This is a genomic window from Brumimicrobium mesophilum, from assembly GCF_003025005.1.
GTDB classification, from domain to species: Bacteria; Bacteroidota; Bacteroidia; order Flavobacteriales_D; family Crocinitomicaceae; genus Brumimicrobium; species Brumimicrobium mesophilum.
Map to the genome: position 1 here is coordinate 138748 of NZ_PVSS01000004.1, position 25897 is coordinate 164644.

General features: G+C 32.6%; 21 protein-coding genes. 6 read left to right on the plus strand and 15 right to left on the minus strand.

Going from position 1 to position 25897, the window contains the following annotated elements:
- Positions 1–16: 16 nt before the first annotated feature.
- From C6368_RS05300 to C6368_RS05310, 3 genes are read left to right on the plus strand one after another with little or no spacing between them, the layout of a single operon-like run.
- Entirely contained in the window at positions 17–442 is a 426-nt protein-coding gene (locus tag C6368_RS05300) for a hypothetical protein (RefSeq protein WP_107038149.1), read from the plus strand.
- Positions 439–1368, plus strand: a complete 930-nt coding sequence (locus tag C6368_RS05305) for an ABC transporter ATP-binding protein (RefSeq protein WP_107038150.1) — start codon at positions 439–441, stop codon at positions 1366–1368. Before C6368_RS05300 ends, C6368_RS05305 begins: the two co-directional genes overlap by 4 nt.
- Complete coding sequence (locus C6368_RS05310) at positions 1361–2272, plus strand: YihY/virulence factor BrkB family protein (RefSeq protein WP_107038151.1); 912 nt, start codon at positions 1361–1363, stop codon at positions 2270–2272. The genes C6368_RS05305 and C6368_RS05310 overlap by 8 nt, the downstream gene beginning before the upstream one ends.
- Before the next feature lie 139 nt (positions 2273–2411).
- On the opposite strand, the gene C6368_RS05315 is transcribed toward C6368_RS05310, so the two are convergent.
- Positions 2412–4091 (minus strand): RluA family pseudouridine synthase, encoded by a 1680-nt coding sequence (locus tag C6368_RS05315; RefSeq protein ID WP_107038152.1) that lies wholly within the window; start codon positions 4089–4091, stop codon positions 2412–2414.
- A gap of 185 nt (positions 4092–4276) precedes the next feature.
- On the opposite strand from C6368_RS05315, the gene pheT reads away from it, so the two are divergent.
- Complete coding sequence (gene pheT / locus C6368_RS05320) at positions 4277–6715, plus strand: phenylalanine--tRNA ligase subunit beta (RefSeq protein ID WP_107038153.1); 2439 nt, start codon at positions 4277–4279, stop codon at positions 6713–6715.
- A gap of 71 nt (positions 6716–6786) precedes the next feature.
- Here the strand turns inward: pheT and C6368_RS17615 are convergent, their stop codons facing one another.
- Positions 6787–6975 carry an RES domain-containing protein gene (locus C6368_RS17615; protein ID WP_394336203.1) on the minus strand — a complete coding sequence of 63 codons (189 nt, stop codon included), beginning with the start codon at positions 6973–6975 and terminating at the stop codon, positions 6787–6789.
- A gap of 719 nt (positions 6976–7694) precedes the next feature.
- Here C6368_RS17615 and pepT point away from each other — a divergent pair.
- The gene (pepT, locus tag C6368_RS05330) at positions 7695–8945 is read left to right on the plus strand and encodes a peptidase T (RefSeq protein WP_107038154.1); all 1251 of its coding nucleotides are present in this window, start codon (positions 7695–7697) and stop codon (positions 8943–8945) included.
- 195 nt (positions 8946–9140) lie between these two features.
- Here the strand turns inward: pepT and C6368_RS05335 are convergent, their stop codons facing one another.
- The 6 genes from C6368_RS05335 to C6368_RS05360 form a co-directional block, all read right to left on the minus strand.
- Positions 9141–10001: a hypothetical protein gene (locus C6368_RS05335; RefSeq protein ID WP_159038457.1), complete on the minus strand. Its 861-nt coding sequence runs from the start codon at positions 9999–10001 to the stop codon at positions 9141–9143.
- A 187-nt stretch (positions 10002–10188) separates the two neighbouring features.
- A complete protein-coding gene (locus tag C6368_RS05340; RefSeq protein ID WP_107038156.1) occupies positions 10189–10599 on the minus strand; it encodes a hypothetical protein in 411 nt (136 codons plus the stop codon).
- Positions 10600–10695: 96 nt separating this feature from the next.
- Entirely contained in the window at positions 10696–11331 is a 636-nt protein-coding gene (locus C6368_RS05345; RefSeq protein ID WP_159038458.1) for a hypothetical protein, read from the minus strand.
- Between the two features lie 54 nt (positions 11332–11385).
- Positions 11386–11763: an MliC family protein gene (locus C6368_RS05350; protein WP_159038459.1), complete on the minus strand. Its 378-nt coding sequence runs from the start codon at positions 11761–11763 to the stop codon at positions 11386–11388.
- 201 nt (positions 11764–11964) lie between these two features.
- A complete protein-coding gene (locus C6368_RS05355; RefSeq protein ID WP_107038159.1) occupies positions 11965–12456 on the minus strand; it encodes a hypothetical protein in 492 nt (163 codons plus the stop codon).
- Between the two features lie 83 nt (positions 12457–12539).
- Positions 12540–13082 carry a hypothetical protein gene (locus C6368_RS05360; protein ID WP_107038160.1) on the minus strand — a complete coding sequence of 181 codons (543 nt, stop codon included), beginning with the start codon at positions 13080–13082 and terminating at the stop codon, positions 12540–12542.
- Positions 13083–13247: 165 nt separating this feature from the next.
- Between C6368_RS05360 and C6368_RS05365 the strand changes: the two genes are divergently transcribed.
- Positions 13248–14234 carry a DNA topoisomerase IB gene (locus C6368_RS05365; RefSeq protein WP_107038161.1) on the plus strand — a complete coding sequence of 329 codons (987 nt, stop codon included), beginning with the start codon at positions 13248–13250 and terminating at the stop codon, positions 14232–14234.
- A 35-nt stretch (positions 14235–14269) separates the two neighbouring features.
- On the opposite strand, the gene C6368_RS05370 is transcribed toward C6368_RS05365, so the two are convergent.
- The 7 genes from C6368_RS05370 to C6368_RS05400 form a co-directional block, all read right to left on the minus strand.
- The gene (locus C6368_RS05370; protein WP_199851592.1) at positions 14270–15157 is read right to left on the minus strand and encodes an alpha/beta hydrolase fold domain-containing protein; all 888 of its coding nucleotides are present in this window, start codon (positions 15155–15157) and stop codon (positions 14270–14272) included.
- Between the two features lie 79 nt (positions 15158–15236).
- Complete coding sequence (tamL, locus tag C6368_RS05375; RefSeq protein ID WP_107038163.1) at positions 15237–17519, minus strand: translocation and assembly module lipoprotein TamL; 2283 nt, start codon at positions 17517–17519, stop codon at positions 15237–15239.
- Positions 17519–22642, minus strand: coding sequence for a translocation/assembly module TamB domain-containing protein (locus C6368_RS05380; RefSeq protein WP_107038164.1), 5124 nt, complete (start codon positions 22640–22642; stop codon positions 17519–17521). The genes tamL and C6368_RS05380 overlap by 1 nt, the downstream gene beginning before the upstream one ends.
- 100 nt (positions 22643–22742) lie before the next feature.
- A complete protein-coding gene (locus C6368_RS05385; RefSeq protein ID WP_107038165.1) occupies positions 22743–23639 on the minus strand; it encodes a DMT family transporter in 897 nt (298 codons plus the stop codon).
- 248 nt (positions 23640–23887) lie between these two features.
- The gene (locus C6368_RS05390) at positions 23888–24277 is read right to left on the minus strand and encodes a hypothetical protein (RefSeq protein ID WP_107038166.1); all 390 of its coding nucleotides are present in this window, start codon (positions 24275–24277) and stop codon (positions 23888–23890) included.
- A gap of 4 nt (positions 24278–24281) precedes the next feature.
- Positions 24282–24617, minus strand: a complete 336-nt coding sequence (locus C6368_RS05395; RefSeq protein WP_107038167.1) for a hypothetical protein — start codon at positions 24615–24617, stop codon at positions 24282–24284.
- Between the two features lie 330 nt (positions 24618–24947).
- Positions 24948–25826 carry an aldose 1-epimerase family protein gene (locus C6368_RS05400; RefSeq protein ID WP_107038168.1) on the minus strand — a complete coding sequence of 293 codons (879 nt, stop codon included), beginning with the start codon at positions 25824–25826 and terminating at the stop codon, positions 24948–24950.
- Positions 25827–25897: the final 71 nt, after the last annotated feature.

Sequence of the window (25897 nt, forward strand, 5' to 3'; positions counted from 1 at the left end):
TAAAATATCATACTTTATGAAGTGTACAGCACGTTTTTATAAAATGAATTACGATTTTTCACCTGAATTTGCAGAGGCGCATCACGAAGGAAAAGAATCTGAGAATAATCGCTATTATGATTGGGAGGATGAATTGTCAATTACTACTGATGTAAAAGACATTGAAGTAGTAAAAGATGGAATTTATACAATCCAAGGTGAGAAAGGAGGAGAGTCATTTTCTGAAGAGATAAAAAATGTTCACTTGTTCAATCTAATAGGTGATGATGGTTCAGTAACTCAATTGGCCTGTTCAAATTCATTGGTTTTGAAATATGATATTAATAGGGAACCTGAAACCATTACTTTAAAAGTTTTTATGGAGGAAATGGAACCTTTAACAAATCCAATTCCTGGGATTTATATCGCAATTCAAGATTTCCCTAAATCTTTGGTTGATTGATTTTAAAAGCAGATAATATTAGTTTTTCTTATTCTCCTTCAAAATCCATTTTTAAAGGTGTAAGTTTTAATTTGTCTCCAGGTGAAGTCATTAGCATTGTTGGTCCTAGCGGAACTGGGAAGTCAACTCTGTTAAGGTGTATTGCAGGAATTACTCAGCTAGATAGTGGAAAAGTATTTCTTGAAGGGAAAGAAATTTTGCAAGCAAAAAACATGCTTATTCCTGGTCATCCTGAAATTGCTGTGGTGAATCAATTGTTTGAATTAAACGATTATTTCACAGTAAGAGAGAATATTTCAAATCGATTGCATCATTTAGCTTTCGAAGATAGAGAAGAATTCATTGCAGAATTGCTCAGTATATTTGAACTAAAGGAATTGTCTTCAGTAAAGTCAAAGGACATCTCAGGTGGAGAAAAACAGCGATTGTCGATGGCTTGTGCCTTGGCGAAAGAACCTCGTTGTTTGTTATTGGATGAGCCATTTGTTCATTTAGATGTTCATCTAAACAAAAAAATAGGAGAATATATTCGTCGTTTGGCGAAATTGAGAAATATGGGTGTAATTTTGGTTACACATGATGGAGTTGAAGCTTTGTCTTGGTCAGACCGAATTTTGGTAATGCGAAAAGGGAAAATCAGTTCTAAATATACACCAGAACAAGCTTATTTTAATCCTAAAAGTTTATTTGAAGGTCGGTTTTTTGGAGAATTGAACAGCGTTTACCATGAAGATAAACAATTGTTATTTCGTCCTAACGAATTTTCATTAGAAGCTTCAAAGGGTGAATGTAGACTTGAATTAAAATGGAAATACGCTCTTTTTAAAGGTCCTATCTATGCCAATTATTTTGAAATGAATAACGGTAAAGAAATAGTTTTGTATGGAGAAAATGTAATGAAATTTACAAAAGAAATATATGTCTGAAAATAAAACTGAGCTTAAAAAAAACTCCAAAGGTAGGAGCTTAACTTGGCCGGAATTGTGGGAGCTGACAAAAATTAGTTTCAAAGAATTCTTTCAAGGCGATAGTTTCATGCATGGTGCTGCATTAGCCTATTATACGATTTTTGCTTTAGTTCCTATTATTTATTTAGCTATTACTTCATTTGGTTTGATCATGGGCCAAGATGAAGTCATCGCAATTGTTGGAGATTTGATGGAGAACAACATGGGGATTGGAGATGTTTCTTTTTTTACCGACCTCATGTATCAATGGGAAATTGGAAAAGGAGGAACGCCTTTTCTTCAAATTGTAGGTATTGTGTTCTTAATTTTCATTTCTACGGCAATGTTTAATTCTCTAAGTAAAAGTTTAAATACATTTTTTGGAATTGTACCTGTTCAGCATTATAACGTAGTTTTGGAAGAGTTGGTTAAACGGTTGCTGTCCTTCGGTTTAATGGCTGTTTTTGCGGTTATTATTATAATTATTTATTTTGCGCAATCAATTTTAATTGGAATTGGGTCGAGAGTATTATCCGATGGAAGTTTTTTCCAGGAAGTGCTGTTTTCAATTCTTGAACATGTTTCAATTCTATCAATTAACTTCTTGATTTTTACATTTGTATTTAAGTATTTACATGATGGCGTTGTAAAATGGAAATTGGCCATGGCTGGAGCCTTATTTACATCAATTTTATTGTACGCCGGTCAGTTAGGTGTGAATTACTATTTAGCTAATTACTTTTTTGCAGCCAATAGTGGTGTGGCAGGGACCTTACTCGCTGTTTTAACTTGGATTTTCTATATTTCTCAAATTATTTTCTTGGGTGCAAAATACACCTCTGTTTACGCCAGGATGGTAGGTATGCCTATCAAAGCGAAATAAATAATTACGATTTACGAATAGTTCATTATTAATGCATGTAATAATTTTCATGCATTTGAGCTTTTCTTAAAGAAGAATATAAATGGGTTCAAGAATTTATCTTAAGATTTCAATAAACTCAATTGTCAATTGTCAATTGTCAAAAATCTGGTTGAGCTTCAAAAAACATTTCTTCTTTAGTACTAGGATGTTGAATACTTAAAGTTGTGGCATGTAAATAAAGTCTATCTTCAATTTTTCCATATAAGTCATCACCTTTAATTGGAGAATTTAATCCTTTAGCATGTGCGCAATGTACCCTTAATTGATGTGTTCTTCCAGTTATAGGTTTCATTTCAATTCTGGTCATTCCTTTTTTTCGTTCAATAACTTTCCATTCAGTTCTTGCAGATTTTCCATTTTCAAAATCGACCTTTTGTCTAGGTCTATCTAAAATATCTAGCATTAATGGCAAATCAATGGTTCCTTCAGTTTCTTTTAAATAACCGGAGATAAGAGCGGTGTAGGTCTTTTGTACTTTTCTTTTGATGAATTGTTGCTGCAAGAATTTATGAGATTCCAAATCCTTGGCGATGATTAATAACCCCGAAGTTGACATATCTAATCGGTGAATTAAAAGTGGACCTTCAGCTTTCGGATATTGCTTTTTAATTCGTGCATAAACAGAGTCATAAATTTCCTTCCCTGGAACTGAAAGTAAATCATGAGGTTTGTTGATCACTAAAATAAAGTCATCTTCATACACTGTTTGAATCACTTTATCTATTCCCGGATTGGTTAACAAAGGATTTTCTTGTACATCTATTCCTTTCAACATATGAGACAGGATAGGTTTGCATTTCCCCAAACAAGCAGGGTAGTAGTGCTTATGCTTTCGAATTTCCGTACCTGGAGGAGCTCCCCACCAAAACTCAGCCATTGCAACAGGCTTTAAGTCATTTTTAAAAGCATAATGTAAAAGTTTAGGAGCAGCACATTCTCCCGCACCCGCAGGTGGTTTTTTAAATGCAGTGTCATTAAAAATATCAAGCAAGGCCTTTTCTTCTCCTTTTTTATTCAGGAATTTATAAGCAGAGAAAAGCTTTTGTTGTAACTGAGCTGAATCTGTTTTACGCTTATTAAGAAGAAGGTCCAATTCTGCTGAAAATGGTTTTAATTGACTCTCAAGCTCAATAATCCTCTCCTTTTGAAGTTGTTTGAATTGAGCTAACCTTGTTTTATACGCAATACTTTGACTGGCAAGTGTATTCATTAATTTCGCAAAGTCCTCAGAATTTAAGCTTCCTTCATTGTCCAAACGTTGTTTTTTTCGGTTGGCCTTTGCAATTCGCATTTCCTTTCTTAATTCTTCTTCTTCAGAGACTAATCTTTTATTAAGATCTGTAAATTCCTTTTTCAGCTGAATAAAAATTTCATTATTTTCAATTTCAGCAATTCTAGCATTCACAGCATTGATTTTTAACTCTCCTTCTAAAAAGAAGCTGCCTTCCGTTAACATATCAAAAACTGGTGGAACAAAATACTCGTGATGATTTGAATTGGCTAGTTTCCCTGAAAATGCAGCTAGGTAGCCTAATTCTCCAGAGGTATTAACAACCACTAAAACTCCAAACATTTTACCTATTTCAATTCCCGCAACATTAGATTCTATTCCAAAATTATGGTTCCAATCTTGTCTAGAGATATACGTTTGTAATTCCTCTGCGGCGATAATTGCGTAGGGATGAGGAGTGTAATAAAAAGGGTAATTAAACTTTTCAGGCATTGAAATCGCAGGTAATTTAGTTTTAAAGGAAACAAATCGATTTGGATTTTGCATTGTTCTAAAAAGTGAAGATTTGAAATTTGATACAAATATAGAAAGCGTAAATTATAATTGACAAATAATAATTGATATTTAAGGATTAAATCTACCGAATATCCTGACAAACTCATTGTGAATTCTCAAAATATGAGAATTATTTGACTATTTTTGTGGATTGTAAAATACCGAAATAAAGAAGGATGAAAATTTCATATAACTGGTTAAAAAATTACGTAAAAACAGAACATTCACCTGAGCGTTTAAGTGAAATCTTAACAGATACAGGACTTGAAGTAGAAGGACTTGAGAAAGTTGAAATTATTAAGGGTGGTCTTGAAGGTGTTGTGATTGGTCATGTAACTAAATGTGTACCTCATGAGGGCGCAGATCGATTAAATGTAACTAGCGTAGATATTGGAGAAGCAGAAGAAGTTCAAATTGTTTGTGGTGCACCAAATGTGGCAGAAGGACAAAAAGTGGTAGTAGCAACTGTTGGAACTACTTTATTTCCAAATCCAGATGAATCTTTCAAAATTAAAAAGGCCAAAATCAGAGGTGTTGAATCTTTCGGGATGATTTGCGCAGAAGATGAATTGGGTATGGGGGTTTCTCATGACGGTATCATGGTTTTGCCTAAGGACGCTAAAATTGGTCAAAAAGCAGCTGACTTTTTTAATCTAGCAGATGATTACAGAATCGAAATTGGATTAACACCTAATAGAAGTGATGCTTTAGGTCATCTTGGTGTAGCTCGTGATATTGTGGCTTTTAATAAAGTTCATAAAACTGAAAAGAGCTCACTGCAATTGCCAGATATTAGCGCTTACAAAGTTGTAGAAAATGGAGAGAAAGTTAAAATAGAAGTTAGGGCACCTGATGATTGCATTCGCTATTTAGGTTGTGTAATTTCAAATATAAAAGTGAAGCCTTCTCCAGATTGGTTGAAGAATTATTTGTTAACTATTGGACTTTCACCAATCAATAATGTTGTGGATGTTACAAACTTCGTGATGCATGAATTGGGTACACCCTTGCATGCTTTTGATTTGAGTAAAGTTGGTGAAAAAATTGTTGTCAAACATGCGGAAGAAGGTGAATTATTCACAACGTTGGACGGTGTTGAGCGCAAATTGTCTGATCAAGACTTAATGATTACCAATGGATCAAAAAATCTTTGTATTGCTGGTGTTTTCGGTGGTTTAAACTCAGGAGTTAGTTCCGAAACAACGTCAATTTTTCTTGAATCGGCTTATTTTAACCCAGTGAGTGTTCGAAAAACAGCAAAAAGACATGGTTTAAACACAGATGCGTCATTCCGTTTTGAAAGAGGCGTTGATGTGAAAATGATTGAGTTTGCTATGAAAAGAGCCGCAACGTTGATTGCAAAGCTCTCAGATGGATCAATTTCCCATGAGCCAATTCCGTTTTATCCAAAACGCATTAAATCAAAAGAAGTAACCTTTAGCTATTCTAGATGTAATCAGTTAATTGGAAATAAAATTGATGCAGAAAAAGTAGGAGAGATTTTGAATGCATTAGATATTCAAATCCTACAAAATAATGGTGATAGAGTTCAATTAAAAATTCCAACTTACCGTGTAGATGTTACTCGCGAGGCAGATGTTATCGAGGAAGTATTAAGAATATATGGATTTAATAATATTGAACTTCCTGAAAAATGGAACATTAGTTTATCGGATCAAAACCTAAGAAGTGAAGAGATGCGTTTGAATACAATCGCAGATTTATTGGTTTCTCAAGGCTATTTTGAAATGATGAATAACTCATTGACTTCAAGTAATTTCATTGTTGAACATGGAGGAGAAGTGTTTTCGAATGATAATTCAGTGAAAATGTTAAATCCATTAAGTTTGGATTTAGATGTCATGCGCCAATCTCTTATTTTCCAAGGATTAACTACGGTAGTTCATAACAAGAATCGTCAAAATTCTGATTTGGGATTATTCGAATTTGGAAAAATTTATCAAAAATTCAATGCTGAGTTTATTGAAAATAAACGATTATCTATCTTTTTAACTGGAGCTAAACAAGTAGAGCAATGGAATTCTAATCAAGGCGAAGTATCATTCTTTACCTTGAAAGGTATTGTAACTTCAATTCTTGAAAGGTTAGGATTGGATGCTTTGTTGAGTACCAAAGCTTTGAAAAAATCTATCCTGGAAGATGGAATACAGTTGTATATTCAAAAAGATAAAATCGGAGAAATTGGATGGACTAGCAATAAAATGAATAAAAGTTTAGGTTTAAAACAAAGGGTTTATATTGCTGATTTAGATTGGGATATGATTCTTAGTTTAGGGAATAGAAATAAAACTCAGTTTAAACCTTTACCAAAAGCATTTGAAGTTCGCCGTGATTATTCTTTACTTTTAGATAAGTCTGTTACATTTCAACAAATTGAAGAAATAGCGCGTAAAACTGATCGAAAATTATTGAAAGAAGTTAAATTGTTCGATGTATATGAGGGAGATAAATTGCCTGAAAACAAGAAGTCCTATGCAGTTAGTTTCCATTTTCAAGATAATGAGAAGACCTTAAAAGATGTACAAATTGATAAAATTATGGAAGATATCCGTAAACAATTGGAAAGTCAGTTAAAGGCTGAATTAAGATCATAATTTTTTTCCCGTAGAGACGCAATGCATTGCGCCTCTACGGGAAAAAATTAAAACAACCTCCCTTCCAAACATTATGCTTCATTTCTTACCAGTTTCACTTTCTCCTTAAATAATGGTTGATTTGCGTTTATGATGTAGTTGTATCCTTTTGGAATCACTGCAGAGGGCACCCTAAGAACCAAGAAACCTTTGCCTTTGTACCATTCAGATCCGATTTCTCGCAGTTTAGGTACATTTCTAATTTTCTCCAGTTCTGAGATAGGTTCTTAATTTTAACTTGTTCAACTAGGTCTACTTCATGTGCAATTGAAATAAGCATTACCTAGTACTACGGGATTAGACTAATTGCATTGCGATGAACCACTAATTCTAATGTTGATTGTGATCTTGGAGATCCGATATTAATAAAAAACTTATTTTTTTCTTAATCCACCGATGCGCTGAGCCAGAACTTGATAATTCTTTTGAATGTTTGGTATGAGGAATTCTGAATACTTCAATGTTTAGGCGTAACACAGTATTCAATTCCTGTCAATCGATCTTCAATATACCTGATTCCAGATATGCTTTTGAAAAAATCGACTGGAGGGTAGTTATTGAATTGAAAATAAAATGTTTATAACCATGTGTTAAAGGATTCTTCAGAACCAAAAACCAACTCGCCCTTTTAGTAAAGAGCGATTAAAAGAAAAAACTTTCTTTTAATGGTAAAGAAATTTCTGTTTTTGAATTTTTGTAATACGAGAAGGTCTTTTTGCTTAGATTAATCCAGGCAGAAATTATTTTATCAGTTCTTGTGCTAGTTTTTTAAAGTATTTGAACTCATAAGCAGCTATTTTAACTGTGTTTATGTAATAGACCATTCTACAACTGAAACTGTATCGGGTGTTCTTTCGATTTAACAATAAACTCCTTACTTAAAACGCTCCCTCAATACTCTTTTTTACTTATTTTAGCCATTCAATAAAAGTTCAAAATAATGGCAATTAAAGATTATAATCACAAAGTAGCAGAGCGCTTGATGCGATATGTTCAAATCGATACAACAGCTGATCCAGATTCAACTTCATTTCCTTCAACAGAAATCCAAAAGGATTTAGGAAGACTACTTCTTCAAGAATTACTTGATTTAGGTGTTAAGGATGCTGAAATGGACGAGTGGGGTTATGTTTTCGGAACAGTGAAAGGCAATACATCGAATGATGTTCCAACGGTTTGTTTCTGTGCACACATGGATACTGCACCGGACGTGACAGGAAAAAATGTGAAGCCAATTCTACATAAAGAATATGACGGAAATCCTATTACACTTCCAGATGATAATACCCAAATTATCACAACAGAAAAGCACCCTTATTTGAAAGAAAAGATTGGTGATGATTTGATTACTGCTAGTGGTAAAACTTTACTGGGTGCAGATGATAAAGCAGGTGTTGCTTGTATTATGGATTTCGTTGAATACATTATGGGTAACCCTGGAATTAAGCATGGTGATATCCGTATTTTATTCACACCAGACGAAGAAGTTGGTCGTGGAGTTGACCATTTAGATATGGAGAAACTAAAAGCTGATTATGGTTATACTTTAGATGGTGGAGTTTTAGGTTCAATCGAAGATGAAAGTTTTTCGGCAGATGCTGTGAAAATGACTATTCATGGAGTGAGTGCACACCCTGGTTACGCAAAAGGTAAAATTATCAACGCTTTGAAATTGGGAGGTGAAATTTTGGCTGAACTTCCTAAAGATAGTTGGTCACCTGAAACTACTGAAGCTAGAGAAGGTTTTGTTCATCCTACAGCTTTTAACGGTATTCAGGAGAAAGCTACAATAGGATTCATTATTCGTGATCATGAAACAAGTAAATTGGCGGAATATGAATCGCGTTTAAAAGAGATTGCTGAAAAAGTAGTTGCGCAGTATCCAGGTGCTAGTTTAGAATTTGAAGTGACTGAACAATACAGAAACATGAAGGAGATTTTAAAAGAAGTTCCTTTTGTTACAGACTATGCTATCGAAGCAATGAAAAAATCAGATATTACACCGCGTCTGGTTATTATCCGTGGAGGTACTGATGGTTCTCGTTTATCTTTCATGGGATTACCTTGTCCAAACTTGTTTACAGGTGAAATGGCAATACATTCTAAGCATGAGTATGTAAGTGTTCAGGATATGCAGAAAGCTGTTCAGACGATGGGTGAACTTGTTCAGATTTGGGAACAACACAAATAGTATTTGCTTAGATATTCACTTGTGTAGTTACACAGAATTTTGATATAAAAAGGTTTAGACCGCGAGGCATATAAAAAATCGCAGTCTAAACCTTTTTTTTTAGGCTGATATACTTCTTAAATTGCTACAAAAACACAATGCAGAAACTACTATCCATCTTAATATTTTTATCTTTCTTCTTACCACCATTTTAGTTTATTCACTTTGAAAAACACGTTCTCTGGTTCCATCGTTGTAGATATATATCAAAGGAGTATTCGGTTTGAATTCGGTTTCTCTTCCCATAAAGTCAATAATTTTCACTAATTCTCTTTTTTTATTGATGGAATTTTCTGCAGTATTTAAGGTTCTTGTTGAACTAATATTTACATCATCTACATAATAATAAGAACCGTAAAAAGTGGTTGAACTTGTCTGATTTGGTATGGTCGTAGTTTGGGCATCTGAATTAAAATTCCCAATGGTTACATAAGTATGGGCTTCTGTAGCCGTGATTGTATCCGAAAGTAGAACCCAATTTTGAGTTTCTGAGATCACATTGCTTGACGTGATTTGGGGTGAGTAATTTAATACCCCATCTGATGTTAAAGAAATTGGCTGAGTTGATAAATACATTCCCATTCCATTTGTTGCGAATTCCATATTGTCTCCTAATGAAACATAACATTCGACAACATAAGTTTCTCCAATATTCAGTGGTGAATCCAGAAGAATTTGCAAGTATTCTCTTTGAGATAAACCCGCAAGTGAGTACAACATTAATCCCGCCATGACTTCACCAGTTCTTGGAAGCTGCGATCCTTTTAAGGTTATTGGACCAGAATAACTACTATTTGGCATATAATTATAACAAGTTGGATTTATAGTTGTAAAGTATAAATCAGGAGTGGACTGGGTTGGGGAGTACCAATCTTCAGCTGTTGCATCGAAATCGGTGAGGTGCATAATTCCGCAAAAATCATCTGTCCGGTTTTCAAAGCTTGGATTTGAAACTAAGTTCTGTGTAAAACCTAAATGGACTAAAGTTGAAATAAATAGGGTAGTAAATAACTTCATGGAAATTTGTTTATGGTTTCAATAGATAAACGACTCCAAGACTTGAATGGTTGGCTTTGAGCTATTTCGGATTAATAAAATTAATTACTGTCAATGAGTTAAACTTTTCAACACACTTTAGGCTTTGACTATAAATATCAGATTAACTCTAGACAAAACTCTCATGAAAAATACGATTCAACATAAATTATTCAATTGGAATTACATATCTTTCTTCAGGGTATTCTGACCAATGAACTTGCCATAAATTACCATTAATTTGATCCATCACGATGAAAGTGTAAATGTTTGTAGTAGGGTAGAGCGTAAATCTATTGTTCTCCTCATTTTCTTTATTAACTAGACTTAATGAATTGAGGTTGGTTTCAAATCGATTATTACCATCAATATCAATTTTGACTTGCCATAATAAACCATTTTGCGTATTCAGTTTAATAAATATCCATTTGTTATTTGTTGGATAAAGTTTATAATTAACAATAGTCTGTGTATTTATGATGGGTTCATCATCAGGAGTTTCATAATTTTCTATTTGAGAAAATATGATTGAAGTCAATGAAATCAATAAAATTGCCATTATTGTAGTAGTTGTTTTCATACAAGATTCTTTAAAAATTTTCAATTCTGTTTCTTAAATATATTAAAAAGATCTCAAGAATTACTTTTATAATGATGAGAGAACAAAATTGTATGTCTAAAATATAATTCTAAAATTAAGAGTAAAAGTATATATATCTTCATCCAGTTGATCGATTCTAAACTTCGGATAAATATATTGAAGTCTATCGATACAATTTTCAAGTTCTTCACAATGGTATTCTCGGTGTGTCAAAGTTTCTATTTCAGTAATTTCAAAAATGGAGTCATTTTTTGAAAATGTTATTATGTAACTATGTGTATTTGAGTAATTACACATACCGTTAAAACATTCGTGCTGAAGAACTTCAAGGTATGTCAAATAATGAGTTAGCAGCCTTTGAATATCCTTGGTTTCTTCAAAAATTAAAGTATCTAAATTTATAAAATCTGATTTCCAAATTGAATCAAACCTAGACATAATCACTGAACTGATAGGAGTGAGGTATATATTTATCGTATCATTTTTGTAATTTCTTATTTTGATTTTCTCACTATATAACTCATAATCCTGAAAATGAATATTGAGTTTTTGACCTTTCTTCTTTTCTAAAAGGATTAAATTATTCAATGAATCTACCTGAAAATATGCTCTTTCTATTTCAAGTGATTCGTTTATTTGAATGTTCTCCAATGAATATGAATCAACTAGCTGAATATGACAATTGAGTTGCCCAAATGATAGGTAACTCATTAAAGGAAAGATAAATGTCAAAATTCTATTCATTATGGTATCTCAATAACACATTTAATTCTCAAATATAACCTTACCATCCTTAGTTAATTCAACTTTATCTCCTTTTCCTCTTAATACGAAACGTTCATTTTTGTACCAGATTCCGGAAGCAGCAGGTTGACCATTCAGCACTACGGGATTACCTTCGAAACTAATAGTTGCAATATTCTTAGTGTTATTAAAAGTAATTTTTAAAGTATCCCCTTGATCATCAAATAAAGTACTTACAACGATTTCATCACTTATTTCCTTTTTGATATCTTCATTTATATCACGAGATTCTTTTGTTTTTTCAGGTGAAGGATTATTTGATTTTACATTTGTATTTTCACTACAAGAAGTCAATGAAATTAACCCAAGAACAGTTAAGGATAAAATTAAATTTTTCAAATTTTTAGTTTTAAATGTTAGAACAGTACATAATTCTTCAAATAGAATGCCAAAAGCTTACTAGGTTTATATCTACACAAAAACGGGCGATAAGCTTAAAAACTTCATCACCCGTTTTATTTATCTAAATTCTTAAATATTAATGTGTTCATCATGAATAGTTAGTTGTATTCTTCATCCATTAATCATTAAGAATTATTTCTATCCAAACATTCCTCCAAGTTTTCCTAGAATTCCGTCATCTTTTCCGTCTTTGTCATCTTTGCTTCCTCCAAGCAATCCTCCAAGCGCACCAGCGATTCCACCACCACCGAGTAAATCAGCAAGGTCAGAACCTTCTTTTGCTTCACCAGTTTCTTTACTACCGAATTTACTCATGATAAAAGGAATGATCATATCAGAAACTTTCGAAGCTATTCCTTCACTAATTCCTAATTTTGAAACTAAGTTTCCAATAAATTTGTTCGCAATTCCGCCAACAATTGGATTTGAAGTTGAAGTGTCAGATTTACCATTAAATAAGTCCATTACTCCACTTAAATTACCTCCTGTAACTTCCTCTTTTAAACCATCAATTGCGCTTTCTCCTGCAACTTCAAAACTTTTATTCACTTGACTATCATCAAGCCCAATTGTTTCTTTTAATTTCCCTGAAAGCAATTCTTTTCCTTGACTAATTATTTGATCAAACATATATTTATTGTTACATTAGTTATTTATTACTTTCATTTATGAAAGCCTCATCCTCAAATATAAACATAATATCTTAACCATAATTAAGTAACAGAATTATTCTTTTCTACATTTTTGACATTCTTCAAAACTACTTCAGAGAGTTCAAAATATTCCTTATCACTCATCGAACTTTTCGGAAGAAGTATATTTGTATTTGAAAAGATCCAGATGTATCGTTCATTAATAATTGCCCTATCAATAATATTCCAATACTGCTTTAGCTCATTTTTATCTTCTTGGTGAATGAAAAAGTCATTATTGTATTTGAATTTTACCACCTCAATTTTCTCAAGTTTTTTCAGGAATTTTAAAATAGATTTTTTCCATTTATAAATCGGTTTAGCGACATCTAAGAAATGATATGCCAAAAACGAGAGCAAAATACTCCCCCAAATAAAATAAGAACTATCTGTCGATTTTAGAGCATAGTAGGCAAAGACTGGATAAATCAGAATGAACATCACTAAAAAAAGTGACTGTCGCTTAGTTTCTGGTCCGAAAAAGAATTTCTGTTTGTTCCCTTCAAAATAAATGCTTTTGATGTCCTTGATGTCTAATTTTAATATGATTTCTTTTGTTGTCAATTGAATGTAGTTTTAGATTTTCTAAAGATATTCACATTTTTATTAATTAGGATAGATTATTTTTTGTGTTTTTAATGACAAAATAGTTCAAATGGCATAATATTCTGAATTATTAACTAGCTGTTGAGGATATATTTTAGTTAAATTTAAGCTTAAAATTGGTCTATGTACTACAGGAAAAAGCATGGTAAAGGTTTTACCTATAAGGACGAAAAAAACAACACTATTAAAGATAAGGAAATTCGTAAGTGGATTGAATCCCTTGTAATTCCTCCTGCTTGGACGGATGTAGAAATAAGTGAAAACCGGAAATCTGATTTGTTGGTAACCGGTAGAGATGACAAAGATCGTAAGCAATACATCTACCATCCCAATTATGTTAATAAACAGAATTCTAAGAAATTTGATAGAATAATCGACTTTGCTGATCAATTAGAGCACATGCGCCGGGTGACAGGTCAGCATTTAAGAAAACGAAAACTCAACCGAGAAAAGGTTTTGGCCACAATGCTTAGATTGCTAGAATCTGCATTTTTTAGACCTGGAAGCACAACCTATTCCAAAGAAAATGAGACTTATGGTTTGACAACTTTGCGTCATAAACACCTTACAATAGATGGAGATGAGATTGTATTTAATTACAATGGGAAATCTGGTCAAGAACAGGAGAAACATGTAGTTGATGCGAAGCTTGCGAAAATTGTTCAGGAAATCGATGAAATGCCAGGGTATGAGATTTTCAAATATCTGGATGAAGAAAACAACATTGTTAAAGTACAAAGCGAAGATTTGAATGAATATATCCGTGAAGTTATGGGAGAGGAGTTTTCGGCAAAAGATTTTAGAACTTGGGCGGGAACTATGATTGCTGCTATAGCTTTAGATGAATTAGGTGTGGTTGACCTAAAAGACCAAAATTTGTTGGATAAGAATATTAGAGAAGCGGTTAACAGGGTGTCTGAAAGATTAGGAAATACCCCATCTGTTGCAAGAGGTTCATATATTGATCCTAGAATAATTGATGATTATACGCAAGGTAAAACATTGAAATATTTCGAAAAAGAAATTAATGTATTACTAAAAAAAGCTGAAAATTTATCGAAAGAAGAAGTTGGAGTTTTGTGTATGTTAAGACATCGATTGAAAGATTGACCTTATAATTGGAATAAAACGATATTGGATTTAGGTTATTTTTTTAAATACTGAATAATGTCATTCAAAGCTGTTTTTGCTTCTTTCATTACAGGTAGAAATGGCCAAATATGCGGCATGTCTTCACCAACAACAATTTCAAACTTAATTTTGGTCTCTTTCATTTTTTGCACAACCTTTTTTTGGTCAGGTAAAGTGATGTCATTCTCTGCAATAAAAATAATAGTTTCAGGAAATTTATCAAAACTACCGTAGAGAGGGGAGATGAGTTCGTTTTTTAAATCTGTTGTTCCTGCACACATCTTTTTAGCACTCAAAACACCTTTTCTGGATAGGATTGGGTCAGAAGCATCAATTAATTTAATTTCAGGGTTGCTCATACTTGCATCCATGACCGGACAAATTAGGATAACTTTTCGAGGTAAATCAATTTTATTTTTTATTAATCGTTGAGTTAAAGTAGTGACTAAAGTTCCTCCTACAGAATCTCCAATTAAAAAAATGTTTTCAGATTTATAACTGCTTAATGCCGTTTCATATATGGAATCGATATTCTCAGAAATTGCTGAAATATGATTCTCTGGTGCTTTAGGGTAATCACACATCCAAACCTTAAATTGTGTTTGCTTTGCTATTTCCATTAGAGCATTCCAATGATGTTCGGTAGGCCCAGAAATAAAAGCTCCACCATGAAGAAAAATAACAAGTTGTTCTGAATTTTTATTCTGACCAATCTCGGTAATTGTGGAGTTAGAGATATTGAATTTCCGCAATTGATTTTCTTTGAAGAATCTGCCTTTCGGCTCGTGTACATCCTCTTTTCTAATCTTTAAGTAATCAATTGGATCCTCACTGAAATTTTTCTTCAGGCCTTTCAGTTTTATTACCAAAAGTGTGATATAGTATGTTAGGCTGTGTTTCATCAAGTGAATTTATGAGAGTTAATGTACCGTTTTATAATCGTTAATTGGGCTGATATAAAGTAAAATAGAAAAAACAAGCCTAAAATGGATATCCAATTGCAAAGTTAAACACAGGATTTTCATAATCGAAATCCCAATCTGCTTCAGGTGTTTTTAAAGGGGCTGCAAAATCAAAACGGATAACAAATCCAGAAACATCAACCCTCAAACCAAATCCAGTTCCAATACCTAATTGTTTATAGAAATCAGATGTAAAAGCACCTCCTTCTAGACTATTGTTTAAATTCCATACATTTCCTGCATCGAAGAAAACTGCACCTTTTAATACAGAAATTAATGGAAAACGATATTCAAAATTACCTTCTAACCTCACATCTCCAGATCTGTCCAAATAATTATCTTCATTATTATCTGGGTTATAAACACCAGGACCTAATCCCCTTATTTGAAATGCCCTAACGCTATAGGAACCGCCAGAAAAATATTGCTTTACATAGGGCATCGATTTTGAGTTTCCATATGCATAACCAGCACCTCCAAACAGTCGACCAACCAAGGTATGCCCTGATTTTGTGATTTTATAATGATAACTTAAATCTATATCACCTTTTATATATTGCGCATATGGCAAACCAAGAAAAACTTCTGAAGAATCGCCTTCTCTTGTTTTACCAAACATACTAACGGCATTACCAGCCAAATCAAAATTAAATCTTGCATAAAGACGCCCCTTTCTATTTGGATTATTTAATTCATTGTAGGTGAAAGTATAATTTAAACCCGCGATAAACTGCTGTTCGAAACTTCTTTTCAGAAATGGATTTCCATCCAATATAGAGTCAAATTGTGCACTTCTGTTTCCAATTCTAACGTAATTTATTTTGATCGGATCTATTTCATGCGTTACCCATTTATTTGCGTTCCAAATGTATCCAAATGAAGCAGAGTAAGAGTTAATAGTATAAAGCTCGGTTCTTCTCATGAAGTCATAACCTGTACTGATTCTAGTTTTAGGAATGGCATAAGTGAAATAAATATCTAAATTTCCGGGGAATATTAATCTTGGATAAATTAGAGAAGCATTTAAACCCATTCTCAAACTGCTAGAACCACTCGTATTCCGACCAAATTGTTTTTCATACCCTATATTTCCTCTAGCCGAAAAGCTTTCTCCTCCTTTGAAAATATTTCTATTTATGAAAGTCAAACTTAATTCGGGTCCAGTGAAATCATTAGATTTTGTTACACCTTGTAATTCTGCTCTTAGAGACCTTTTGTTTAATGGTGAAAGTGAAATATTTGCATTCAAATGCCTTAAATAAGTACTGTCTGAGTCTAAACTATCTAATTCTTGATAATTGATATTTACGAATTTATAATTTCCTATCGAAGAAATTCTTTGACTTGTATATTTCGATTTCAGTGGGTTGTAGCGTTCTCCAGGTTCAATTAGAATAAAAGGACGCAATCGGAAAGGTTTAAAATATTCATAACTCTGTTGAAATACAATTCCATTAATTGAGGTAGCATCAGAATTAATTGAAAAAGTATCGGTAGCATCTGGGAAAACTTTCACTTGATTTATTACATAGGGAACTTTAGATTTGAATGGAACGCCTTCCTTTAAGGTTAAATATAAATTGAATGTTTTATTTGCATTTAAATTCGTATCCGCTTGAAAGAGAATAAATGTTGAATTAAAATTATAATAACCCTTATCTTTTAAATATTGGTCTATCCTTTCTCGCTCCGCCTTAAATGCGTCTAAATCATAGCGAATTCCTTTTTTAATGATTGTCTCAGAAAGAGACCTTTCCAACTCAATGTAAACAGGTACTGAGTCATTTTTACTCAAGGAATCTATGACAATTGAATAATCTGCTAAACTATATGCTTTCCCAATAATTACAGTATAATTTGTTTCAGCAGTTTTAGAGGAACTATCTTTTTCAATGGATGTTGAAATTTCAGTGTTAAAAAAACCACTGTTTTTTAAGCGGTTTTCCAGCAGTTCTTGCGTTTTTTCAATATTCACATCAGAAAAGTAAGAAGGTTCCTCACCAATTTTTTTGTTAATAAACCGAACAATAAAATTAGTATCTTCCTTTTGCGCTTTATAATGATAAACAAGTCCTGGATATAGACCTAATATTTTATTATTAGGTTCAGGGTAGAGGAGACTTTGTAATTCGCTTTCTAATCCACCAATATCTTCATTGCCAGAGGTGTCAATAATGGTTACTTTTCCACCACGAAATAACAATTCATCTTCTGGAATATATTTTTTTACTCCACAAGCGTAAAGCATTGATACTATCAAAACAGTTAATAAAATATGATATTTACTTAAGATGCTTTGCATTAATTCTTCTCTTTTATATTTGATTTAGTTCCATCTTTACTTTCTTCTTTTTCTTCTTGAGTGGTAGTTCCGGAATTTTTAGATTTGCTTTTACCTTCGTTTTCCTCTTGATCGGGTTTATCTCCAAATAACTTATTCCATTGATTGAATTGTCGCTGGAAAATTATTGAAATTCCATTTACGAAAACTTGACCATCTATTACATTTTCATATTCGCTATCTCTAAATCCTTTCAACCTCCATCTTCCATCTTCAGTTAATAGATATTGAATACTTGCATTTCCAACTACAGAGTTCTCCGCACCAGGTTGCTCATCTCCTTGCACATTTACTGTACTTCCAACCTGAACAATTAATCGATCATCTAACAATTTTTTCTGAGCACTTACATTTAAATCCGTACGTTCTTCAGCAGTTTCACCTTGATAATCTGTGTAACTATTTAAACCAAAATTTAGTTCAACACCCGAATTCCCCATTAATTTATTTGAATAGGTGTTCAATTGATCTGAAATCGCTTGGTTTATATTTTTCTTCACCAAAGCTGCTGTTCCACCACCACTACCATCTGATCCGGCATTAGGATAAAACTTTTTCAAAACCAATAAAGAAAAGACTTGTTTATTTAATGCATCTTCCTCACTATTTAATTGTTTAATTCTAGCATATACAGTTCCATCAATAGCATTTCTTGAATCTTCTGGCATTCCTAAATTAAAAGTTAACAAGGGCTGATCAATTTCACCTTTTACATTCAAATAAACAAAGAAAGGTAGGGATTGACGATATTTGTTTTTCACATCATCACTGGCACCTGCAGTTTGTGAAGCCATCAAGGCTGAGGCAGAAGTTTCTACAATATATTTCGCGGTAACATTCAATTCTGCATCCATGGGGTCTGTTCCGCTCCAACGTACAGTACTTCCGTCTTCTAGTTTAAATTGACGTTTTACTAAATTGTAAAGACTTAAATTATAATGACCCTTGTTAATTTCATAAAGTCCACTCAAAGTTGTTCGTCCATTTCTAGCAATATTGAAATCCAAATCTCCTTCTCCTGAAATGTTTAAATCGTCTCCCGTCTTAGGATCAACAATAACATTAAATTCTGAACCCTTTTCTATAATAACTCCTGCACTTAGTTCAATTCCTCCAAAAACTGTAGTTTCAGTGGAATCGCTTTTTCCAGTCAGAATGTTATCCGGATTATCCTTATTGACAAACTCAACAATTCCTTCACTTTTTTCGATCGAAGCTTGGGCATCTAACAGGGCATAAGTGAAGTTTGTGTTTTCATTTATAGCAATTTTCATGTCAACGACCGGGAAATTGAGATTACCTTTAATCGTACCATCCATATCGAAATCTAATATTCCATAGAATTCTTCATTGTCCTTTTTTGTAGAATTTATTGGTTGAAAGTTTTTGGCATTTATTGTTAAATCAAAATCTGGATTCGCCATATCTTTAGTAGAAATAGAACCTCCTAATTTGAAAGAATTATTTTGTTCATCTTCAATCGTAAAGTTATTCATTGTAATATTAGAATTGTCAATACTAATTTTGTCCTTAGCCAATGTAAATTTTGAATCTAACATAGTAACATTGAAGGCAGCGTCGTTAAATTGCAAATAACCTTTGTAATCTGGGGAACTAGTGCTTCCATTCAATGAAATTTTTGCTGATAAATAACCTGAAGCGTCATCTAAACTTTCACCAGCGATGATTGCAATGGTTTCCATTCCTATTTTATTTAAATCCACTTGAAAATCCAAGGCGTTTTCAATATTTACCAAAGAATAATCGCCTTTTACAGCCAAATCAACATCGTTTCCCTTTAAAGTTAAGTCAACATTATAATTTTCTCCTTTATCGGATTTAGCCTTTAAATCAAGTTTGCCCAGTGGGGCCTGAAGTGCTGTTAAATTTTCAATTCCAAAATCAACATTTAATCCAAAGTTTTCTAAAGGATCAATCACAACAATGTTTCCTTGCATATTTCCTGAGGCAAGAAGATTATCTTCATTGAAAAGAGCAAGAACGTTGGCTAATTTAAAGTTTTCAAAGCCAATACCAATATTGTTTTGAGGTGATTGAACTAAATCATTTGCAATTTTAACGCTTTCATTTCCTTTATTGAATACAAAGTTCTGTGCAATAATTTTATTATTCTCCAGCCTTAATTGGTTATCTTCAGGAATTGTCCATCTATTACCACTAAATATTAATGTGTCTGGTTTAATATGAACTTTAAGATTTGAACTTTTTCCACTAATTTCAGTTTCAATGAAATAAGCCCGTTCTTCTTGTTCATCCAAAGCGTGGAAATGTAAATCCAATTTTTCATTTTGTAAATTTCCATCAAAATAGGTGCGGTGCATCACCAAAGGACCTGCATTAAGTTTAATAAATCCAAATTTGAATTTCCCTTCATCCGATGAAGAATCAAAATTAAAATTTAGGCTATCTATTGTATTATCAGCATAATCTAAAAAAGGCAAGTTTAAATTTGCAATGAGTTCTTCTTCTTCCTGATTGAAATCTATGTTTAATTCAAGAGTGTCCATAGCATTAATGTCGGGAACCAAGAACTGAGAAATTAATTTGGATTGAGCGAGTTTCATATTGAATGAAAGATTTACAGGATTCTCAATATCGTGGCTGTGTGCTATAGAATCCAAAAAATAATGTTCTAAATGGTGTTGAATTGCCAAAGATATTTTATCAATTCCGGCGTTGGCACGTAGTTTTGCATTCAGAAAATTACTTTTTAAGTCCATTGAAGAACTGTCAGTTGCAACACTAGCTAATATACCAACTGGTCCTAGGTAATAGTTTTCGTTATCATACACAGCAACACCTTCAGTGATTTTAGTGTTGAAATTAAATTGATCGGCATTTCCTTCGAAATTCGCTTCCATCATTAATTTAGTTCTGATTTTCTTTTCTGTAATTCCAAGCGCATATAAATCAGCACCTTCGAGTTTTAAATCCAACGCTATTTTTGGATAAATGCTATCTAATTCAATTTTGGTGTCTACTTTGAGGTCCAGATTATCATCTTCATAGCAGATATTTACATCTCCTTTTCCACCTTGCAGTAATCCATCAACTTCAAGAGCTGAGAAATCATATCCATTAAATTCTAATTGAGAGAATTTTGAAGTTAGCTTGGCGTTGAGATCATTTATGTCATTTCCTTTCCCAGAGGCATCCATTTTAAAGGCAATTGTTCCAATTTGTGGATTGTTAAGGATTTTACCGAGGGCTAAATCAATAACATTTATGTTGGCTTTAAAAGCAATATCATTTCTTTGACTGAATTGACCATCAATATTTATTTTTCCTTCTGGAATTGTAAGACGAATTTTTCCTTTTATATCATCTAGCGCTCCCTTAATTTGACTTTCAACCAAAATATCCTTAGGAATAGAAATTCCTAAATCAGCTTCTGAAATTATACTTGTGATGTCTGATTTTGTGGAATGAAATTTAAAATTATTGATATCAGCGAATAGATTTTCAGTATCCAAAAGGTTTTTAAACTGTCCATTGGTATTAATTTCAGTGTTCTTTCCCCAATGAACTATAAATTTCGAAAGTTCCATTTCAGTCAGTTTTCCATCTGCTTTTATTTCACCTGTGAAATTGTTCTTTGCTAAATTTCTGATGTATTCATTTTCTTTTAATTCAGGAGCGAATGTAAATGCATCGTTTAGGTCAATAACAAATTCTTTTAAATTTAAGGCTAGGGGAGATTCCTCAGGATTTGTCATGAAATTTTCCAAAGAAGTAAATTTTGCATTCAAATCTAGATCAATTGAACTATTTCCTGTTTTTAAAACTAAATCGTCAACTGAAAACTCTGTAGGATCAATTGTTGTCAGCAATTTCAGTTGTTTTAATGTCAAACCACTACTTTCTTTAAATGATAATTCTTCAATTTCTAATTTTGCCGATTCTTCTTTTGAAAGAATAATATCATTTGCATTGAAATTGAATTCGGATAAAACAATGTAGTTTGGATTGAAACTGTTTAATTCTTGAGGCTTTCTTCCCGCTTGATAATGAATGTTATTCTTTTGAAGAGCAATTGATTCAACCTCAACATTCCACTCAGGCCAAACAAATGGTGCTGTATTTTCCATCGCTTGTGTATCTGACACAGAATCTGAAGCTGTAATCTGTGGTGTCCCCATTGTTAATTGAATATTAGAATTATTCAACATGAGTTTTCCCACTTTAATGTTTTGGTTGGTTAAATCTGCTTTTGGAACTTGTAAAAGTAATTCCGACAAATCGATATCGGCAACCATGCTGTCGGGCACAGATTCATAATGAGCGATTACATTATTTAATTTTAAATTGTTTAGACTTAAGTAAGGCAATTCACTTTCTGTGGTATCAGAGGGTGGAATAGGTTTAGATTGAATATAATTAACTTTGGTATTTTCTAAAGCCATTTCTTCAACTTCAAATTTCATTTCTTTTAAGTCGATATTTTTACCTTCAAAATGAAATTTTCCTAGATTAAGCTTAGCTTTCATTCCGGTAACTTCATCGTTGTAATTGACTTTGAAATCAAAAAAGTCAATTGAACCTACTGATATTTCAGGTGGTTCACTCGAAGTTGTATCAGTTTTGACCTCCGCAGTTGCAGTTGTATCAGAAGCAAAAGCATCGATTATGAATTGGTAATTAAAACCTTGAATAGAATCCTTTCTATAGACATTTGCACGTAAACCAGTCCATTCTAAACCATCAATTGAAATAGGATTTCCTGTAATGATAGGCCAAATTGGAATTTCTACTTGAAGCTTTTCAGAATATATAAGTGTATCACCTTTCGTGTCTTCTAAATAAAGACCACGTAAATCAATGCTCCCACCAAATGTGATGAATAGTTTTTCAATTTCAACTTTGGTTTTGGTTTTCTCCGAAACGAAATTTGTAGCCTTATTCACTATAAAATCTTGACCCCAAGGACTTCTAACAATAAGAACTAATGTTAGAAAAAGAACAAGTAGGACAAGTAAAATACTTCCCAAAATTCTCAAGATACGTTTCCACCAGGGACGCTTTTTCTTGATGTCTATTTCTTGTTTTGCAGGCTCTTCAGTCAATTGTGTTATTTAATAGTGATCAAAATTACGTTTTCTATTTAAGCGTAACAAAGGGTCAAGGCATAAGTTGTACAAAAAAGTATAAAAAGCAATATTATTTTTACTTTTTAGTCAGTTTTAAGACTTTAGTTGGTTTCGAAAACACATATTGTAGCAGTAAAGAAGCCAAAATTAATGTTACTCCTATCCAAAAAGTTAGGTTGAAATTTTCACCTTCATTGAAAATAATAAAAGCCAAAACAATTCCATAAATCGGTTCCAAATTGAAATTTAGATTAACAGTAAATGAATTGATATTTCTGAGAGAACGATTCAGAAGAGTATACATAAATACAGTGCAAATTGTTGCCAATATTGTGATGTACACAAGGTCTAATCCTTTTGGCACCACAAATTGAAAGTTCAAAAAGGACGCTCCAATAAATACAACACTGCCCATGATAATCGTTCCTCCAACCATTTGCAACATTGTAACTTTAAGGGTGTCATGTTTTTTGACCAGACTTTCATTGAAAAGTGTAAAAAATGATACCAGAATAGAGGAGATAATTCCTAGGATTATTCCTTCTCTATAAGTACTGTCAAAACCAAAGATTAAACTTATCCCAATAAGACTTAGGGAACTAAGAAATAAATTATTTATCGAGATTCGTTTTTTATTGAGTAGCGGGTCGAGTAGTGCGGTAAAGAAACTTGCGAGGCTCAAGCACAAGATCCCCATAGAAACAGTTGATGCCTTTATACTTCCAAAAAAGAAAACCCAATGCAATGCAAGTAAAGCACCATTTGAAATGAGTAGCAAGTTGGTTTTTGAAAAAGCGATTTTCTTGCTTGAATTTCTTTTAGACTGTAAGAAAATTAATATCAATATTACTGAAGAAAATAATACCCTATAAAACACCAACAAGGTTTCATTCAAGGTGATTAATTCACCGAATATTCCGCTAAATCCTGCCAAAAGTATGGCGAAGTGCATTTCAAAATAGGATCTACTCATTTTTTGATAAATATTCGATTAAAAGTAACTCTAATTACCTTATGAAAATGTGTTGAGTAATAAATAAACTAATAATATTTTCATTTTCGGAGAACATCAGATTTTAGAACATTCTGCTTAGTACAAATCGTCAAAGCCCGATATTCTTGACTTTTGGGTAAATCAAATGAACTCAGAACTGAAATGTATAGTCAAAAAAAACGGGAGACTTTTCCATCTCCCGTTTCAATTAATTTAATAACCCCATTTTAAGTAATATCGAGTTTATATTTCTCATTGAGAAATGAAATAATCTCACTCTCATTCAACTTGTTTTTATTTTTAACCAATGACAAGCTATTGTATTCATTTTGAACTTTGATAGCCAATGCAGTCTCCTCCCAATCAATTGTATTATCGGGTGCATGTTCTTGAACAATTTTCTCAAATTGTGTAATGAAACTTTCATCTGTAATATTTCTAGTGAACAACTTCAACGTCCATTTCGAAACGTGTTTCATTTCAATTCCTTCGTTTCCTTTTTCTCCAATTTTCCAGTCAGTAGTTTGTCCAATTTTCTTGATAGGAATTCTATATGAAAAATCTTTATTCTCAATCGAAAGATGAATCTGGTTGTCAAATATTGACTCCTTTATCATGGCCTTACTTTTTTTCTAAAATTATATCAGCAACCTTTTGAGCATCTTGACAAAATTTGTCGTTTCCAGTTAATTTCCATTCACCAGTTTTATCAATGTAAAATTGAACAGTTTTTTCAACCACCTTGTCGTAACCACCGAAAGAATCTAAAATGTTTTGAACTTCTTCAAGATAAACTTCTTTGGTTGTCCCACCAGAACCAACTTGAGTCCACAACTTATTGATTCGTTTTGACTTCTCTTTATAATTTTGGCTTGTACTTTTATGCGCCATTAAGAAAAGCGATAGTGCTTTAACTTCTGGAGATGGTTTATCTTTATTTTCTGTGCTTTTTGACATGCTTTTATTTTTGAATTTAAACACAAAGGTACTTTAATAAAACGGAAGTTTTTAATGATTAATTGTCAAGGGTAAATTGTTAACTCGGCAGATTTGTTATTCTAGTTTTTGGGATCGCTTGGTGTGAGCGGGTGTAGTCGTTTATAACGGATGATTTTTAATGGTTAAATATTAATGGTTAATGTGGCAGATTCATTATCCTGGTTGTTAGGATCGCTTGATATGAGCGGGTGTAGTCGTTTTTAACGGTTAATTTCAAGGGGTGTTAAGGAACTTCAGAGTGACTGGGAAATAGAATACTCTCAATTTTAACATAAACTCAGTATTAATCTAATTTTCAATCTCTGTTTCTATGGCAATGGAGAATTTAGTATTTGGATCAATGGATTTATAAGTTGATTTCTTTGTTAATTCTAAAGATTCATTTTCATTGTCAGGAAGTCCCAACCAAGGTTCAACACAAACATAATCGGCCGCAGGTTTTGACCATAATGCAAGATTTGGATAACCAGTAAAGCGCACAATCACACCTTTTTCTTCATGCATTTTTCTTAATCTCACCCAATCAAAATCAATGTTCGCAAATATGAGTGCATCTTCATTAAATAGCGTGTCAGTGAGTTGCAGTATTCCATTTTCAATTGAAATTTCTTTTTCATTATTTGAAAGTAAACCTGACGGACCTAGTTTTCGAGATATTAAGTTTTTCTGAACAGGAAACTCAATTACATAATTAGATAACTTTACATTTTCATCTATCGGACAGGCATATGCCGTGTGTCCTCCACAAGAAAACTGCATTGGAACATTACTTTTGTTCTCGATATGATATTGCATTTTTAATCTTTTTCCAATTAATGAATATTCAACTGTAAAGCAAAAATCGAATGGGTATTTTTCTAAGGTTTTTTCTGAGCTAATCAATGTAAAAGAGCAACATGAAGAACTTTTTTTTATGAAAACCAATTGGCCGTTATTGCGAATAATTCCATGTTTCGTCATGGCGTATTCCTTTTCTTTATATAAAATCTTTCCCGCTTTGATATTTCCTATGGCTGGAAATAACACTGGTGAACTGCTTCCCCAAACAGATGCGTTGATTTGCCAAATATATTCTTCACCGGTATTTTTATCTTTAAGCGAGCGAATTTCAGCTCCATTAGATTCAATGGTGCATTTTAGGTGTTCATTTTCGATTGTATGTAGCATAATATTATTCTGAAATTCTAAATATAGGAAGTAGAATTAAAGAAATGAAAAAAAACTTTTTGATTTTGTAA

What these genes read in the sequence shown, in the direction of transcription:
- C6368_RS05300 (WP_107038149.1), top strand. Translation starts at nt 17, where the DNA reads ATGAAGTGTACAGCACGTTTTTATAAAATGAATTACGATTTTTCACCT.
- C6368_RS05310 (WP_107038151.1), top strand. Translation starts at nt 1,361, where the DNA reads ATGTCTGAAAATAAAACTGAGCTTAAAAAAAACTCCAAAGGTAGGAGC.
- C6368_RS05315 (WP_107038152.1), bottom strand. Translation starts at nt 4,091, where the DNA reads ATGCAAAATCCAAATCGATTTGTTTCCTTTAAAACTAAATTACCTGCG.
- pheT (WP_107038153.1), top strand. Translation starts at nt 4,277, where the DNA reads ATGAAAATTTCATATAACTGGTTAAAAAATTACGTAAAAACAGAACAT.
- pepT (WP_107038154.1), top strand. Translation starts at nt 7,695, where the DNA reads ATGGCAATTAAAGATTATAATCACAAAGTAGCAGAGCGCTTGATGCGA.
- C6368_RS05335 (WP_159038457.1), bottom strand. Translation starts at nt 10,001, where the DNA reads ATGAAGTTATTTACTACCCTATTTATTTCAACTTTAGTCCATTTAGGT.
- C6368_RS05340 (WP_107038156.1), bottom strand. Translation starts at nt 10,599, where the DNA reads ATGAAAACAACTACTACAATAATGGCAATTTTATTGATTTCATTGACT.
- C6368_RS05345 (WP_159038458.1), bottom strand. Translation starts at nt 11,331, where the DNA reads ATGAGTTACCTATCATTTGGGCAACTCAATTGTCATATTCAGCTAGTT.
- C6368_RS05355 (WP_107038159.1), bottom strand. Translation starts at nt 12,456, where the DNA reads ATGTTTGATCAAATAATTAGTCAAGGAAAAGAATTGCTTTCAGGGAAA.
- C6368_RS05365 (WP_107038161.1), top strand. Translation starts at nt 13,248, where the DNA reads ATGTACTACAGGAAAAAGCATGGTAAAGGTTTTACCTATAAGGACGAA.
- C6368_RS05370 (WP_199851592.1), bottom strand. Translation starts at nt 15,157, where the DNA reads ATGAAACACAGCCTAACATACTATATCACACTTTTGGTAATAAAACTG.
- tamL (WP_107038163.1), bottom strand. Translation starts at nt 17,519, where the DNA reads ATGCAAAGCATCTTAAGTAAATATCATATTTTATTAACTGTTTTGATA.
- C6368_RS05385 (WP_107038165.1), bottom strand. Translation starts at nt 23,639, where the DNA reads ATGAGTAGATCCTATTTTGAAATGCACTTCGCCATACTTTTGGCAGGA.
- C6368_RS05390 (WP_107038166.1), bottom strand. Translation starts at nt 24,277, where the DNA reads ATGATAAAGGAGTCAATATTTGACAACCAGATTCATCTTTCGATTGAG.
- C6368_RS05395 (WP_107038167.1), bottom strand. Translation starts at nt 24,617, where the DNA reads ATGTCAAAAAGCACAGAAAATAAAGATAAACCATCTCCAGAAGTTAAA.
- C6368_RS05400 (WP_107038168.1), bottom strand. Translation starts at nt 25,826, where the DNA reads ATGCTACATACAATCGAAAATGAACACCTAAAATGCACCATTGAATCT.